14 protein-coding genes are annotated in these 14,985 nt (G+C 73.5%); 7 read left to right on the top strand and 7 right to left on the bottom strand.

The genetic code is table 11. The features are described from left to right. Positions 1-18 precede the first annotated feature (18 nt). From OIE12_RS22465 to OIE12_RS22455, 3 genes are read right to left on the bottom strand one after another with little or no spacing between them, the layout of a single operon-like run. On the bottom strand, positions 19-1,923 hold the full coding sequence (locus tag OIE12_RS22465) for an aminotransferase class I/II-fold pyridoxal phosphate-dependent enzyme (protein WP_329138079.1): 1,905 nt from the start codon (positions 1,921-1,923) through the stop codon (positions 19-21). After that, positions 1,920-2,180 carry an acyl carrier protein gene (locus tag OIE12_RS22460; RefSeq protein WP_030380558.1) on the bottom strand — a complete coding sequence of 87 codons (261 nt, stop codon included), beginning with the start codon at positions 2,178-2,180 and terminating at the stop codon, positions 1,920-1,922. The genes OIE12_RS22465 and OIE12_RS22460 overlap by 4 nt, the downstream gene beginning before the upstream one ends. 42 nt (positions 2,181-2,222) lie before the next feature. After that, entirely contained in the window at positions 2,223-3,275 is a 1,053-nt protein-coding gene (locus OIE12_RS22455; RefSeq protein ID WP_329138077.1) for a beta-ketoacyl-ACP synthase III, read from the bottom strand. A 257-nt stretch (positions 3,276-3,532) separates the two neighbouring features. On the opposite strand from OIE12_RS22455, the gene OIE12_RS22450 reads away from it, so the two are divergent. From OIE12_RS22450 to OIE12_RS22420, 7 genes are all read left to right on the top strand, one after another. Continuing rightward, a complete protein-coding gene (locus tag OIE12_RS22450; RefSeq protein ID WP_329138075.1) occupies positions 3,533-3,781 on the top strand; it encodes an acyl carrier protein in 249 nt (82 codons plus the stop codon). Next, the gene (locus OIE12_RS22445) at positions 3,778-5,019 is read left to right on the top strand and encodes a beta-ketoacyl-[acyl-carrier-protein] synthase family protein (RefSeq protein WP_329138073.1); all 1,242 of its coding nucleotides are present in this window, start codon (positions 3,778-3,780) and stop codon (positions 5,017-5,019) included. Before OIE12_RS22450 ends, OIE12_RS22445 begins: the two co-directional genes overlap by 4 nt. Positions 5,020-5,116: 97 nt before the next feature. Then, the gene (locus OIE12_RS22440) at positions 5,117-5,560 is read left to right on the top strand and encodes a DUF6041 domain-containing protein (RefSeq protein WP_329138071.1); all 444 of its coding nucleotides are present in this window, start codon (positions 5,117-5,119) and stop codon (positions 5,558-5,560) included. 47 nt (positions 5,561-5,607) lie between these two features. Beyond that, positions 5,608-6,498: a DUF6206 family protein gene (locus tag OIE12_RS22435; protein WP_329138068.1), complete on the top strand. Its 891-nt coding sequence runs from the start codon at positions 5,608-5,610 to the stop codon at positions 6,496-6,498. A gap of 1 nt (position 6,499) precedes the next feature. Next, complete coding sequence (locus OIE12_RS22430) at positions 6,500-7,372, top strand: 4'-phosphopantetheinyl transferase family protein (RefSeq protein ID WP_329138066.1); 873 nt, start codon at positions 6,500-6,502, stop codon at positions 7,370-7,372. 12 nt (positions 7,373-7,384) lie between these two features. Next, a complete protein-coding gene (locus tag OIE12_RS22425) occupies positions 7,385-8,698 on the top strand; it encodes a RedV protein (RefSeq protein WP_329138064.1) in 1,314 nt (437 codons plus the stop codon). Between the two features lie 360 nt (positions 8,699-9,058). Then, entirely contained in the window at positions 9,059-9,736 is a 678-nt protein-coding gene (locus tag OIE12_RS22420; protein WP_329138062.1) for a response regulator transcription factor, read from the top strand. Positions 9,737-9,743: 7 nt separating this feature from the next. On the opposite strand, the gene OIE12_RS22415 is transcribed toward OIE12_RS22420, so the two are convergent. The 4 genes from OIE12_RS22415 to OIE12_RS22400 form a co-directional block, all read right to left on the bottom strand. After that, positions 9,744-10,064, bottom strand: coding sequence for a RedY protein (locus OIE12_RS22415; RefSeq protein WP_329138060.1), 321 nt, complete (start codon positions 10,062-10,064; stop codon positions 9,744-9,746). Positions 10,065-10,109: 45 nt separating this feature from the next. Continuing rightward, positions 10,110-11,324 carry an L-prolyl-[peptidyl-carrier protein] dehydrogenase gene (gene redW / locus OIE12_RS22410; protein WP_329138058.1) on the bottom strand — a complete coding sequence of 405 codons (1,215 nt, stop codon included), beginning with the start codon at positions 11,322-11,324 and terminating at the stop codon, positions 10,110-10,112. Further along, positions 11,321-13,987: a beta-ketoacyl [acyl carrier protein] synthase domain-containing protein gene (locus OIE12_RS22405; protein ID WP_329138055.1), complete on the bottom strand. Its 2,667-nt coding sequence runs from the start codon at positions 13,985-13,987 to the stop codon at positions 11,321-11,323. Before OIE12_RS22405 ends, redW begins: the two co-directional genes overlap by 4 nt. 95 nt (positions 13,988-14,082) lie before the next feature. Then, positions 14,083-14,889 (bottom strand): AfsR/SARP family transcriptional regulator, encoded by an 807-nt coding sequence (locus OIE12_RS22400; protein ID WP_329138053.1) that lies wholly within the window; start codon positions 14,887-14,889, stop codon positions 14,083-14,085. Between the last annotated feature and the right edge of the window lie 96 nt (positions 14,890-14,985).

The raw sequence follows: 14,985 nt of genomic DNA, 5'->3' as shown, positions 1-14,985 counted from the left end.
GTCACCGTCACCCCCGCCTCACGCCGCCGAGGGCAGCACGCCGGTCTCGCGGGCCGCCTCGACGAAGATCCCGGCGGCGTTCTCCAGGTCCTGGCGGGTGTGCTCGCAGGTGACGCTCACCCGCAGCCGGGCGTCGCCGAGCGGCACCCCCGGGAAGACCACCGTCTGGCAGTACAGGCCCCGGGCCCGCACCGCGCGCCCCATCTCCATCGCCCTGCGTTCGTCGCCGACGACGAGGGGCAGGATGGCGCTGCGCGTGTTCTCCAGGTCGAAGCCGGCGTCGGCCAACTGACCATGCAGGAAGCGGATGTTGGACCACAGCCGGGTGATCCGCTCGGGCTCCGCCTCGATGACGTCGATCGCCGCGATCAGCCCCGCGGCCACCCCGGCGGGGATGTTGGCGGCGAAAACGTAGGAGTTCGAGTAGTAGCGGAGGTACTCGATCACCTCCTCCTCGCCGACGACGAAGCCGCCCATGCCGGCCAGCGCCTTGCTCATCGTGCCGAGTTCGAGGTCGACCTCGCCCTTGAGGCCGAAGTGCTCGGTGGTCCCGGAGCCCCGCTCGCCGAGGACGCCGGTGGCGTGGGCGTCGTCGATCAGGACGCGGGCGTCGTGCTCCTTGGCCAGGCGGACGATCTCGGGCAGGTCGCAGAGGTCGCCGTGCATGCTGAACACGCCGTCGGCCACGATGAGCCGGCCTCCGGAGCGGTCGTCGGCGCGCTTGAGGATGCGTTCCAGGTCGGCCATGTCGTTGTGCTGGTAGATCTTGCGGATGCCGCCGGAGAGCCGGGCGCCGTCGACGATGCTCATGTGGTTGAGCCGGTCGACCACGAGGGTGTCGTAGCTCTTGACCAGCGCGGAGATCGCGCCCAGGTTGGCCGCGTAGCCGCCGGGATAGACGACGCAGGCCGGGCGCTGCTTGAAGGCGGCGAGCCGGCGTTCCAGTTCCTTGTGCAGGGTGTTGGTGCCGCCGATGAAGCGGGAGCCGGTGTGGGTGGCCCCGTAGGTGCGGGTGGCGTCGCAGATCGCCTCGATCACCTGGGGGTGGTTGGCGAGGCCGAGGTAGTTGTTGGAGGCGAACATGAGGAACTCGCGCTCGCGGCCGGTGAGTTCGTCGAAGATGACGGCCCGGTTGCCGCACCGGGAGCGCAGCGGCATGCCGTACCAGTAGAGGTGTTCGGCCTTCCGCCGCCGCAGATACGTGGCGAAGCCGCGGGTCTTGGCGAACAGGTCGGGGTCGCGCTCCTCGACGAAGTCCTTCATCGAGCGGCTGTCCCACTCGGGGGTGGCGCCCGTGGGGCCGGCGTCCGTGGTGGGGGCGGGAGCGGGTGCGGGGGGCACGGGTGGTGGGGTGGCGTCGCGGGCGGTGCGCAGTGCGGTGGCGAGCCCGCGCAGTGTCGTCGCGCCGAGGGAGTCCGTCAGGCCGTCGGCGAGGCTCTCGGCGAGGCCGAGCCGGCGTGCGGCGTCGGCGACGACGGAGGCGAGGAGGACGGAGTCGATGCCGAGCTCGCTCTCCAGGTCGGCGTCGACGGGGAGTTGGTGGCGCTGGTAGGCGGTGTGCCGTCCGGCGGCGGCGAGGACGGTCTCCAGTACGGTGTCGGCGGAATCCGTCGCCTCCACGGGCGCCACGGCGGCGCCGTCCCCCAGGGCCCGCACCACCGCGTCGACGAGTTCGCGGATCGTCGCGGGGCCCTCGGCCAGCGGCGGGCTCAGCGCGAAGTGGTCGTTGACCGAGACGAGGACGGATTCGAGGATCACCGAGTCGATCCCGAGGTCCGCCTCGAAGTGGCTGTCGGGCAGGAGGTAGGACTCCTCGTACAGCGTCCGCGAGGCGACGATGTCCACGACCTGCCGGTGGACGGCCTCCCGGTCGGGGCGCTCCCCCGCGTTCCCCTGCCGCGTGTCCCGCGTCGCGCTCGTCATCGGACGCCCTCCCGCTCGTGCTGGAGCCGTTCGACGAGGGACGCGATCGCCTCGACGGTCCGGAAGTTGGCCGGGGAGACCTCCCGCAGCGGGACCGTGACGCGGAACCGGTCCTGGAGGTAGTGCACCAGGGAGAAGATCTCGGCGGAGTCGATGATGTTGAGCTCGGCGAGGGGGACCTGGGCGTCGAGCCCGTCGGCGTCGCCGTCGAGCCAGGCCTCGGCGATGTGGTCGATGATGGACTGCTGGGTGCTCATGGTCGGTCCTGCTCTCTCTCGTCTTCGGGCGGGCCCAGCCCTTCAGGACCGGTCCAGACGCGGCCAGGTCAGCACTGCCGAGCCCCAGGTCAGCCCGCCGCCGAAGGCGGTGAGCAGCACCCGCCGGCCCGGCCGCAGCACCCCTTGGGCGTGCGCCTGGTCGAGGGCGAGGGGGATGGACGCGGCCGCCGTGTTCCCCACCTCGGCGATGTTGTGGAAGCACCGCTCCCGGGGGAGCCCGAGCCCCTCCGCGACGTGCCGGCTGATGCGCAGGTTGGCCTGGTGGCCGACCAGGTGGTCGACGTCGTCGGCGGTCCAGCCCGCCCGGTCGAGGACCGCCTTCGCCGACCCGGTCATGCGGTGGACGGCGTGCCGGAACACCTCCTTGCCGCGCATGGTGAAGAACTCCTCGCCCGGGCCCGGCGCCGCCCCGGACAGCCGCTGGCGCGAGCCGCCCGCCGGCACGGTGATGAGGTCCTCGCCCTCTCCGTCGCTGCCCAGGTCGAAGGGGCCGAGCGCGCCGGGTTCGGCGGGAGTGCCGGAGCGCAGGACGACGGCGCCGGCCCCGTCCCCGAAGATCACGGAGGTGGAGCGGTCGTCGGGGTTCAGGAGGGTGGAGAAGGTCTCCGCGCCGATCACCAGGACCCGGTCGGCCACCTCCGCGTGGATGAGGCCCGCGGCGGTGGCCAGCGCGTAGACGAAGCCGGTGCAGACGGCGGAGACGTCGTAGGCGGCCGTCCCCGTCATGCCGAGCCGGGCGGCCACGACCGGGGCGGTGGCCGGGCAGGGGCGGTCCGGCGTGGTCGTGGCCACGATCACGGCGTCCACGGACGGCTCGCCCGAGGACTTGAGGGCTTTCGCGCCCGCGCCGACGGCGAGGTCGGAGGTGGCCGTGCCGGGCGCGGCGGCATGACGCCGTGCGATGCCGGTCCGGGAGCGTATCCACGCGTCCGAGGTGTCCAGACGCCCGGCCAGCTCGTCGTTGGACACGACCCGGGACGGCAGACAGCTCCCGACGCCGGCCAGGACGGCGGCGCGGTCGGTGTGCGTGCCACGGGTGTCCGTGCGACCGGTGTCCGTACGACGTGCCACCACATGCGCTCCTCGTCCGCCGGAAGCCACTTGTCCGAGCCCGAGTCTCGCCCGGGGGCCTGACCGATGACTGACCGCGCGCTGACCGCTCGCTGACGCGGCCGGCCCGTCAGCGAGCGGTCAGTCATCGGTCAGCGGGCGGTCAGCCCCGGAGCACAGACTCGTACGGCGAACTCCCGGCACGCGAACGCGCGTTCGTCCCCGCTCCCCGGTCCCGGCGGCGCGCGGGACGGGCCTTGGGGAAAGGTGGGGCGCATCCCATGAGCGCGATGTACGACAGGCTGGTCGGCCTTCTCGTCGACCGTTTCGAGGTGGAGCGCGACGAGATCGGCCCGGACACCACGTTCGAGGAACTCGACATGGATTCCCTGTTCCTGGTGGAGCTGCTGCTGGTGATCCAGTCGGAGTTCGGTGTGCACCTCGACGACGACGCGGCCTCGCCCGGCGACACGATCGGCCGGGTCGCCCAGCTCCTGGAACAGCACGCGGCCTCCACGGCCTCGTCATGACCGCACCCGCCGCCACCCCGCCCGCCGTCGCCGTCACCGGGATCGGCCTGGTCACCGCCGCCGGCATCGGCGTCGAGGACACCTGGCGCGGGGTGTGCGCGGGCGCGTCGGCCGCCGCCCGGAACCCGGCGCTGGCCGGGCTGCCCGTGGACATCTCCTGCACGGTCCCGGGCTTCTCGCCGCGCACACACGTGGGGCGGCGCAGTGCGCTGACCCAGGACCGGTTCACCCAGCTCGCGCTCACCGCGGCCCGCGAGGCCGTCGCCGACTCCGGTCTCGACCCGGGGACGTGGGACGGCGCGCGCGTCGGCGTGGTCGTCGGCTGCGGTCTGGGCGGCGTGGCGACGTGGGAGGCCCAGCACCGGCGCATGCTGGAGCAGGGGCCGCAGGCGGTGTCCGCGCTGCTGATCCCGATGCTGGTGCCCAACATGGTCGCCGGTCACCTGGCCATGGACCTGCGCGCCACGGGCCCCAACTTCGTGACGGCGACGGCCTGCGCGTCCGGGGCCACCGCGATCGGCGCCGCGCTGCACCTCCTGCGCGACGGCGCTTGCGACGTCGTCCTCGCGGGCGGCGGCGAGGCCGGCGTGAGCCCGCTGATGGTGACCGGGTTCGCCCAGATGGGCGCGCTGTCGACGGCACGGCTGGACCGGCCGGCCACCGCCTCGCGGCCGTTCGACGCCGGCCGGGACGGGTTCGTCATCGGCGAGGGCAGCGGCATGCTGGTCCTGGAGCGCGAGGCGGACGCCCGCGCCCGGGGCGCCCGGGTCCGCGCGAGGGTGGCCGGCTACGGGGCCACGGCCGACGCCCACCACATGACCGCCCCCGACCCCGAGGGCAACGGTGTGATCCGCGCCCTGCGTACGGCGCTGGCCGCGGCGGACGTCATGCCCGACGAGGTCGACCACGTCAACGCCCACGGCACGTCCACCCCGCTCAACGACGCGGCCGAGGCGCGGGCGGTGCGCAAGGTCCTGGGCGAGGGCGCGGCCGTGACCTCGGCCAAGGGCGTCCTCGGGCACACGCTGGGGGCGGCCGGCGCGATCGAGGCCGCGCTGACCGTGCTCACCCTGGAGCACGGGACCGTACCGCCGACGGCCAACCTGGAGGAGCCCGACCCCGGCGTCGAACTGGACGTGGTCGCCGGGTCCCCGCGCCGGCGGGACGTGCGGGTGGCGGTGAGCAACTCGTTCGGCTTCGGCGGCCAGAACGCCGTACTGGTCCTGACGGCCGCGTGAACGGCCGTACTCCGCCGATGACTTGTGCTGCTTCCCGCCACACCTTGTCCGGAAAGACCCCCGGCCGGCCGGCCCCGACATCGGAAGAATCCGACAGGTGACGAAACGAATCCTGATACTGCAGCGTGTCGTCGGCGTCCTCTACATCATCGCGGGCATCGGCAAGTTCTTCCCGGAGATCGAGTCGGTGGAGCAGCGCCTGGACGACGCCGCCGACGCCAACCACGGTGTCGCCGTGCTCGGCGGCTTCACCGACTGGCTCGACGGCCACCCGACGGGCGTCACCGTGTTCGTCGCGGCCGCGATGGTCGTGAGCGGACTGGTGCTGATCCGCAACCGGGAACTGGTGCTCCCCGCGCTCTACGGGCAGTTGCTGATGCTGGTCTGCTTCGTGTTCATCCTGGTGAGCAGCGTGCCGCAGATCCTCGTGCTGGACGCCGCGTTCTTCGCCGCCGCCATCCATCTGATCGTGGTGCACCGCCGTGCACCGGCCGGCCCCACATCCGTCCCCCTCGAAGCCCGGACGGACACGCAGACGTGAAGGGTCCGCGCACGGTGCGGGACCCGCAGACGTAAAGGTCGATGCCCATGTCCTTCACGGTTCCCCACGACGAACTCGGCCGCCTCGAACTGCGGGTGCGCGAGGCGCTGCGCACCGCCGACGACAGCTCCCTGGACATCCTGGGCCACGGCGAGGTCACCCTGGTGCTCCGGCTCCGCACCGAACAGGGCGCCTACGCCTGCAAGCGGCTGCCCGTCTTCTCCGACCGCACGCGCTTCGCGCGCTACCGGCAGGGGCTCGACGAGTATCTGCGCCGCCTCACCGACAGCGGTCTGCGCGTCGCCGACACCGAGGTGTGGCACACGCCCCTGCCCGGCGGCCGGATCGTGGCGTACTGCGTGCAGCGCGAACTGCCGGAGCGGCGGTTGTGCTCCCGGCTGCTGCACACCGAGGACGAGACCTGGGCCAAGGACTTCTTCTCCCGCTTCCTCGACCAGCTGGACCGGACCGTCTCCCCCACCCTGGGCCTCGACGCGCAGGCCTCCAACTGGGTCGACGTGGGCGGGGAATTGGTGTACCTGGACATCACCACGCCCCTCATGCGGGACGCCCGGGGCCGGGAGAAGCTCGACGTCCGGCTGTTCTTCACCTCGCTGCCGTGGGTGCTGCGCGACGTCGTCCGGCTGTCGATGACCAAGTCGATCTTCGACAAGTTCTACGACACCCGCGGTGTCCTCCTGGACTTCCTCGGCAACCTCCACAAGGAGCGCCTGGACGCGCTGATCCCGGCCTTCCTGGACCAGGCCAACGGCCGGCTGGCGGAGCCGATCACGGCGGCGGAGGTCGCCGCCTACTACCGGGGCGACGCCCGGATGTGGGAGCTGATCCAGCGGCTGCGCACCGCCGACCGCCTCTGGCACTTCAAGGTGCTGCGCCGCCCCTACCCGTTCCTGCTGCCGCCGCCCGTGGACCGCTGACATGGGCTCCGCCGCGCGCGTGCCCACGGCCCACCCCACCGGGACCGCGCCGCCGGTCCGTGGCGCGGTGGCCGGGCTCGACGACCGCCTGGTCCTCGATCCGGCGCGGCCGCTGTACGTGTGCCATGTGCGCGGACCGCTGACGCTCGCCGTCGTCTCCATCGCCCGGCTGCGCACGCTCGACGAACGGGCCCGTACGGCGCTGGAGTCCCGGCACCTCGGCCCGGCCGAGGCCGCGAGGCTGCGACAGCTCTCGCTCCCCAAGCGGCGCCTGGAGTGGCTGGCGGGACGGCTCGCGCTCAAGCACGGCGTGTGCGCGTACCGGGGGCGGCACTTCGGCGAGCGGACCGGCACGCGTGACGTGCGCATCGGCGCCGTCGCGGACGGGCTGCGGGCGGGCCGGCCGCGGGTCGCGCTTCCCGTGGAGAGGGGGTCCCCCGTCGAGGTGGGGCTGTCGCACTCCGTGGACTTCGCCGTCGCCGTGTGCGGGCCGCGTGCCGTCGGCATCGACGTCGAGCACACCCGGCGGATGCCCCCGCTGCTCTCGGAGCTGCTCGCCCCCTCCTCCGGTGCGGCGCGGGACGCGGAGTCCGCCGGGCTGCGCGCCATGCCGCCCGCCCTGCGCTGGACGTGCAAGGAGGCGGTCCTCAAGCACTTCGGCTTCGGCCTGCGCGTCGACCCCCGGGAGGTCGAGCTGACCGACTGGCGGGCCGACGGCCGCTTCTCGTGGCGTGCGGGGCCGGGTCTCGTACGCCATCTGTCCCGGGAAGACGGGACGGACGGCGCGCACGGCACGGGCCGGACGGACGGGACGTGTTTCGACAGCTGGGCGCGTGAAGTCGACGGCTACTCGGTCGCGTTGGTGTGGCGATAGGAGTTCGGGTCCATGACATCGGCATCGGCATCGGCGTCCTCCGCGGGCTCCGCCACCCCGCCCACCCCTGGTGGCCGGACGGACGTGGCCTTCCAGGACGCCCTCCAGGTGGCCACCGGGATCGCCGCCCGCAGCCCGTCGTCGCACAACTGCCAGCCGTGGGGCGTCGGGTGGGCGACCGACGCGGCCACCCGGTGCACGGCGGCGGCGCTGCTGGCGACGGCGGCCCCCGGCGAACGGGCCGGGGACGGTCCCGGCCTGCCGCGCCGGAGCGAGTACCTGGTCCTCGCGCTGGACCGCGCGCGGCGGCTCACCGCGCTCCCGGCGCACGAGGTCGAGATGCTGCTGAGCTGCGGCGCGTACGGGGAGATCCTGGCGCGGGCCCTGGCCGCCCAGGGCTGGCGGGCCGACGGCATCCGCTTCCTCGGCCGGGAGGACACCGGCGACGACGGGCTCTTCGGCGACCGGTGGCCGCGCGCCTGGCGACCGCTGTGCGTCGTCCGCCTGTCCCCCGCGCCCGCCGACCCGGACGGCCTCGCCGCGCTGCGCGACACCGTGCGCGCCCGGCACACCAACCGGGGCCCGTACCGCGCCGAGGCGATCGACCCCGCCGTCCTCGCACGGCTGTCGTCGCCCGACCCGGAGCCGTCGCTGTTCCGCACGCACCCCCGCGTCACCGTCCACCACCTGGTGACCGACGCCGAACGGGCCGCCGTCGCGGGCCTGGTCGCCCGGTACGGCGGGCGCGACTTCGCCCACCTCGCCGCCTGGCGGGAGACGCACGCATACATCCGCCGCGACGAGGCCGACGCCGAGCGCGGCGGCGACGGCTTCACGCTCGGCCAGCTCTTCGGGGCGATGTCGCCGCCGCGCCGATGGGGCATGCGGGCCGCGCTGGCGCCCGCGACCATGCGGCTGCTGCGGCACGTGGGCTACGACCGGTTCCTCGCCCGGCAGCTCGCCGCCGCGGTCCGGGGCACCCCCGCGATCGTCGCGCTGTGCTTCGAGCGGTGCGACGGTCCCGGTGATTCCGGCGGCCCAGACGGCCCCGGCGGCTCCGGCGGTCCCGGTGACCGGGTGCCCGACGCCGGGTCCGGGCTCCGCGCCGGTGCCGCCCTGGCCGGTTACTGGCTCGGCGCGACCCGCGCCGGTCTGGCGCTGCACCCCGTGAGCATCGTCCTCCAGCACGACGACGTCCGCGCCGCGTTCGAACGGCGGCTGGGTCTGCCGGGGCGGGCGTTCTTCGTGAGCCGGCTGGGGCACGCGGTCGCGGCGTTCCCGCCCTCGCACCGGCTCGCCCCGTCCCGCGCGCTGCGGCACGTATGACGTTTTCCGGGGACGAGAACGTCAGCGATTCAACAAACCTCGGCAAACCGGGGTGGCTCGTTTTCGCTCCCCCGCCGACGAAGGCGGCCTATGCGGAATATTGCGGGGAACAAAGACGACTGACACAATCAGTCGCCCCAGGCAGCAAGGAGTGTCGGAAGAGCGCTGCGGCGCCCTCTCGGGGGAGGCACGGACTTTGCACCACCGCAAGCGATCACAATCGAAAGCCGCGTGTCGGTTCACCTGGACGGTAAAACCTGCCATCGCCCGATGAGGGCATCTGCGACCAACGCACACCCGGGCCACGTCGGGTCATTCACCCATGCACCCGCCCCGGTCCCACCTCATGGGAGGCAGTCGGTGAACATTCGCGTACTCGTGGCTTGCGAGGATGCGATCCTGGGCGCCGGGATGCGCGCGCTGCTCGATCAGCAGGCCGACATCACCGTCGTCGGCAACACGACCGGTCCCGGCTCCGCGGCGGCCGCCGCACAGCAGGAACCCGATGTCCTGGTGATCGTGTCCCCCGCGCTGACCGTGGAGCACAAACGGGAGCTCGCCGCGCTGTCGGCCGGCACGAAGGTGGTGCTGATCGCGAAGGCCGAGTACGCGCCCCGCTCCATCGAGGCCCTGCGCGTCGGCGTCCGGGCGGTGCTGAGCCCGGACACCTCGGCCGACGAACTGGTCCACGTCCTGCGGACGGTGAGCGCCGGCGCGGCCCTGGTCATGCCGGAGGAGGCCAGGCCGAGCCTGCACCGGCTGTCGGACGCCGTCCCCCCGGCGCCCGCGGCGGGACTCCTCGGCACCCTGACCCCACGGGAATCGGAGGTCATTGTGCTGCTCGCACAGGGGAAGTCCAATGGCGAGATAGCCGAGAAGATGTCCATTTCCGCGGCGACGGTACGGTCCCACGTTCACCATCTGCTGCGAAAACTCGGGGTGGGCACGCGCGCCCAGGCGGTGGCCGTCGCCTACGAGTCGGGCCTCATTTCCATCATTGGACGAAATTCAGGCGACCGGGACGGTACGGCCTGCTGAAAGAAATTCAGTAAGCGTTTCGACCTGCCCGGTATCCGTCCCCGATCCGCTCCCCGGTCACTTCCTCGACGACCTTCGCCAGGTGGCCGAAGTCCGACTCCAGCCGCCGGAACCGCGCGCTTTCCATGTCCCGCGCGAACTCCTCCCGACTGCTCACCTCGATGATCTCGAAGTAGGACGCAGGGGTGTCCGCCACCCGCTGGACGCCGAAGGCGAGGACGCTGGGCAGCTCGGGGCAGGCCGCGTAGTCGACGTCCCGCACCCAGGCCTCGAAGCGCTCGGGTGCGACGCCGTCGAGGAGCTGGATGCGGTGGATGATGACCGTCACGGCGGATCTCCTTCCATGAGGGCGGCGGGGGTGGCGGGGTGGCTGTCAGCGGTGACGGCTTCCGGGCCGTCGTCCGCCCGGCGCGTTCCCCAGTCCCAGCGCGCGGGCGATGTTGTTCTTCTGGATCTCGTTGGTGCCGGAGAAGACGCGGGCGGGCAGGGCGTCACGCAGGAACGTCTCGGCCTCCCCGGCGACCATCCCCAGGCCGCCCCGCACCTGGACGGCGTCCAGGCCCAGTTGCACGGCGGCCTCGCTCACCGCGAGCTTGGCGAGGGCCGGGGCGATCTCGTCCTCGCAACCCCGCGCGAGCTGCCCCGCGGCCCGGTGCAGCAGGGCCCGGGCGGACTCCAGGCGCAGCGTCATGTCGACGATCCGGTGGCTGACCGCCTGGAAGTGGCCGATGGGCGCACCGAACTGCTCGCGCGCGGTGGCGTGGGCGATCGTGGAGTCCAGGATGCGGCGCATCGCGCCCAGGTAGACCGCGAACAGGCAGACGCGCTCCCACTTCATCGACGCGGAGAACACGCTCGCCCCCGCGCCCTCGGCACCGAGCACCCGGCTCGCGGGCACCACACAGCCGTCGAAGTGGACGTCGGCCGTGGGCGAGCCGCGCAGCCCGACCTTGTCGTAGACCGGGCCCACGGCGAGCCCGGGGGTGCCGGCCTCGACGAGGAACGCCGTCAGCCCGAAGAAGCCGCCGTCCGGTTCGGTCGCCGCCTGGACGACGAACACGTCGGCGACGGGCGCGTTGGTCGTGAAGCACTTGCCGCCGGTCAGCACATACGCGTCGCCCTTGCGTTCCGCGCGGGTGCGCAGGTGGAGCGCGTCGGAGCCGGCCTCCGGCTCGGTGATGCCGTGCGCGGCGATCCGCTCCCCCGAGCAGAGCGCGGGCAGCCAGGTGCGCTTCTGCTCCTCCGTGCCGAACTCGACGATCGGCATGAGCGAGGCGAAGAGGTGGGCGGCGACGGAGAAGGCGAAGCCGGTGTCCTCGGTGCCCTGCCCGAGCGCCTCCATGACGGCCGAGGAGGCGACCGCGTCCAGACCGCTGCCGCCGTACTCGACGGGCACCGCGCCGCCCACCAGGCCCTGCGCCCCGGCGAGCCGCCAGCGCCGGCGGAAGTCGTCGGCGTCGAACCCGGCGTGTGCCGCGCCGTACGGTCCGGCCAGCTCGCGCCGGGCGAACGCGAGCACCATGGCACGCATCTCCTCGCACTCCGGGTCTGACTCGAAGCCCGAACCGCCCTTGGTGTCACCGCTCATGGCGCTCCGTCCAGGTGTTCGTCCAGGTGTTCCTCGACGAGTACGTGGTAGTTGATGCCGCCGGTGCCGAAGGAGCTGACCGCCGCCCGCCTCGGCTGCCCGGGCTGCCGGGCCCAGGGCGCGGGCCGGGTCAGGACTTCGGCGGGGACGGCGTCGAGATCGAGCGCCGGGTTGAGGGCGCGCAGGTTGGCATTGGGCGGCAGCGTCCCGGCCCGCATCGCGAGCAGGGTGCGCAGCAGCCCGGCGCTCCCGGCGGCGGCGAACGTGTGCCCGAAGGACGACTTCGCCGACCCGACCCGCAGCGGCCGGGCCCGCCGCTCGCCCCCGTACATCCGGGCCGCGGCGGCGATCTCGACCCGGTCGCCGACCTTGGTGCCGGTGCCGTGGGCCTCCAGGTAGTCGACGTCGGCCGGTCCGAACCCCGCCTCCGCGAACGCCCGCCGCATGGCGAGCAGCTGGCCCTCCAGGTCCGGGGCGATCAGTGACTTGGCGTCGTTGGAGGCGCCGATGCCGCGGACGACGCCGAGGATCTCGTCGCCGTCGGCGCGCGCGTCGGCGTACCGCTTGAGGAGGAAGAGGCCGCAGCCGTCGCCCGGGGTGAAGCCGTCGGCTCCCTGGTCGAAGGGGGCGTTGCGGCTGTGCGAGAGCAGTCCGAGGGCCGAGCAGAGCACCATGTCGCGGGTGTTGCAGGCGAGTTCGACGCCGCCGGTGACGGCGTAGTCCGCCGTTCCCCGGCGCAGCGCGCCGACGCAGACGTCGAGCGCCGCGAGGGAGGAGGCGCACGCGGCCTCCACGCCGAGGGGTACGGCGTCGAGCCGGTACTCGTTGGCCAGCAGGGCGGCGACACCGCTCGCGAGGCAGCCGTCGAGGGCGGCCGGTGATGTGGCGTCGTCCCCCGGCACCTCGGGCAGCGCCGCCCGCAGGGCCTTCTTGACGGCCGGGGAGCAACCGTCGAGCGCGGTGAGGTGTTCCACCGCGTCGTCCCAGGCGCGCAGGGCCCGCCGGGCATGGGCGCGGCGCTCGCGCGTCAGGCCCAGGTTGGTGCCGATGGCGACGATGCCCCTGCCGCCCGCGAGCCGTCCCGCGCCGCGCCCCTGGAACAGTTCGGCGGCCACGGCGAGCGCGAGCCGCTGGGTGTCGTCCATGGCCGCGCGGCGCACCGGGATGATCCGCGCGTCCCCGTACGGCCCCTCGGGCACCGGGACATGACCGCCCTGGTCGGTGTAGCTGTGGGTGAGGCTGAGGGCGCCGGGCGCGTAGTACAGGTCCCGGTCGAGCACGGTCTGCGGGACGGGGCCGATACGGGTCTCGCCGGAACCGACCACCTTCCAGAAGCTCTCGGCGTCGGCGGCCCCGGCGAACCGGCCGGCGAGGGCGACGACGGCGACGGGTTCGGCGGCGGGTGCAAAGACGGGTTCGGACGTGGCTGCGGGTTCGGATGTGGGGCGCGGGGAGGCCCGTACGGGTGGTGCCGCCTCGTGGGGCCTGTCGTGTTCCTGGAGTACGAGGTGGCAGACGGTCCCGGTGAGCGAGGAGCCGCGCACCACGGCCCGGCGCGGAGTCGCCTCGTTCCGGGCCGGGATCCGCCGGTGGTGCAGGGCGAGGGCGACCTCGGTGACGGCGGCGACGCCCGCGTTGGCGAAGGTGTTGCCGAGCCGGTCCCGCACCCCGCCCACGGCCTGCTCCGCCGGGTCCGCCGGGTCCGCGGTGTCGACCGACTCCACATGCGTCACCGAGTCCGGTGCCACCCCGGCCGCGCGCAGGGACTCCCGGGCGAGCGAGCGGCGCAGCCCGGTGTCGCGCGAGGGACGGAAGGCGCCCGGGCGGGGGTCGTGGCGGAGGGCGGAGTCGAGGATCTCGGCGTAGATCCGGTCGCCGTCCCGTACGGCATCGGACGACCGTTTGAGCAGCAGGGCACCGACACCCTCGCCGAGGCGGCCGGTACCGCCGGAACTTCCCTTCCCCACGAGCCCTTTGGCCCGCAGCCCCTCGGTGACGACGGGGCTCTCCCACCGCTGCCCCACGACCACGAGGACCGCGTCGGACACCCCCCGGCGAAGGTTGTGCACGGCGTGGTCGAGGGCGACGAAGGAGGTCGCGTCCGCCGACTCGACCGCGAGGGTACGGCCGTGGAGGCGGAACGCGGTGGCGATGCGGGCGGGGATGGTACTGGCCATCTCCCCCACCCGGTCGTGCGGGGAGGCGCCCGTGTGCCGGGCCACCAGCGCGCGCAGTTCCCCGGCGGCCGCCTGTGCCGTCGCCCCGTCGACGCCCTGCGCCACGGCCGCCCGTTCGACCTCGCGGGCGTAACGGGCGGCCTCGATCCGGGTCGCGTTGGCGTGCTGGCGGTCCAGGCCGAAGCAGGTGCCGGTGACGACGTCCGTACGGTCCGCGGGCAGCGGGCGCCCGGGATGGCCGGCGTCCGCCAGGCACTGGCGTGCCGCTTCAAGCATGAGGAGCTGCATACGGGCCATCGCCCCGGCCTGGGCGGGCGGAATCCCGAAGCGGGCGACGTCGACGCGTATGTCGTCCAGGGTCGGGGCCGGTTCGGGGGATTGTGGTGCGGGAGCTTCCCGGTTCCTCCCTTCCCAGAACCGACCGGGCCCGACGGCGCCCGGATAAAGGGCGCCGATCCCCACGATCGCCACGGCTTCGTTCGCCATGGCTTCGTTCGGCACCGCTTCGATCGGCACGGCTTCGTTCGGCACGGCTTCGCTCGGCACGCCCGCATGTACGGGCGTGCTCTCCTCGCCGCCCACTACCGGACCGCCGCCGGTACGCCCTGGCCCGGCAGGACCGCGGCGGGCAGCCGCAGCGCCGGGTCCTGCGCCAGGATCTCGGCGTGCAGGCGCTGGAGCGGTGCGCCCGGCCGGATGCCCAACTCCTCGTCGAGCCGCCGCCTGGCCCACCGGAACAGGTCCAGTGCCTCGCCCTGTCGGCCCGTGCGGTAGAGCGCGAGCATCAACAGCTCGCAGAACCGTTCCCGTTGGGGGTGGAGGGCGACGAGCCGGCGCAGCTCCGCGATCGCCCGGGCCTCGTCGCCGACCGCCAGCAGGGCACTGACCAGGTCCTCGCGGACGGTGAGCCGGCGTTCGTCGAAGAGGGCCGCCGCACCGCGTACGCGCAGTCCGTCGCCCGCGTCGAGGAGGGCGGGGCCGTGCCACACGTCGAGGGCGGACTGGAGGAGTTCCAGCGCGCGTGCGGGCCGGGTCCCCAGGTGCGCGGCCCCCTGGGCGGCCAGTTCGAGGAACCGGTTGCCGTCCACGTGCTCCGGGGACATCTCCAGCAGGTAGCCGTTGTTGACCCCGCGCAGCACGGAGCCGCCGCGCCGGCGCGCGGCGGGCTCGATGGCCCTGCGCAGCCGGGTCACGGTCGCCTGGAGCGCGTTGCGGGCGTTGCCGATGGCGGTCCCGGACCACAGTTCGTCGACGAGGTCCTCGCTGGAGACGGCCCGCCCCGCCTCCAGGGCGAGGGTGGCGAGCAGGGCCCGCACCTTGTTGGCTCGAATGGCGCGTATCTGCCCCTCGTCGTCCACGAAAACAGGGCCCAGAATTTGGATGCGCAAGCCACTCCCCCGGTCTGCTGCGAAACGGAATCGGCCCAGCGTGCCAGCAGTGACGCACCCTTCGAGAGACCAGCGATCCAGCCCCGCCGGAGCGCT

It is taken from the genome of Streptomyces sp. NBC_00670, assembly GCF_036226765.1.
GTDB lineage: Bacteria > Actinomycetota > Actinomycetes > Streptomycetales > Streptomycetaceae > Streptomyces.
This window is presented reverse-complemented; position numbering and strand designations above follow the sequence as displayed.

Coding starts and splice junctions, on each gene's coding strand:
- OIE12_RS22430 (WP_329138066.1), top strand. CDS start 6,500: ATGGGCTCCGCCGCGCGCGTGCCCACGGCCCACCCCACCGGGACCGCG.
- OIE12_RS22445 (WP_329138073.1), top strand. CDS start 3,778: ATGACCGCACCCGCCGCCACCCCGCCCGCCGTCGCCGTCACCGGGATC.
- OIE12_RS22465 (WP_329138079.1), bottom strand. CDS start 1,923: ATGACGAGCGCGACGCGGGACACGCGGCAGGGGAACGCGGGGGAGCGC.
- OIE12_RS22425 (WP_329138064.1), top strand. CDS start 7,385: ATGACATCGGCATCGGCATCGGCGTCCTCCGCGGGCTCCGCCACCCCG.
- OIE12_RS22450 (WP_329138075.1), top strand. CDS start 3,533: ATGAGCGCGATGTACGACAGGCTGGTCGGCCTTCTCGTCGACCGTTTC.
- OIE12_RS22460 (WP_030380558.1), bottom strand. CDS start 2,180: ATGAGCACCCAGCAGTCCATCATCGACCACATCGCCGAGGCCTGGCTC.
- OIE12_RS22405 (WP_329138055.1), bottom strand. CDS start 13,987: ATGGCGAACGAAGCCGTGGCGATCGTGGGGATCGGCGCCCTTTATCCG.
- redW (WP_329138058.1), bottom strand. CDS start 11,324: ATGAGCGGTGACACCAAGGGCGGTTCGGGCTTCGAGTCAGACCCGGAG.
- OIE12_RS22435 (WP_329138068.1), top strand. CDS start 5,608: ATGTCCTTCACGGTTCCCCACGACGAACTCGGCCGCCTCGAACTGCGG.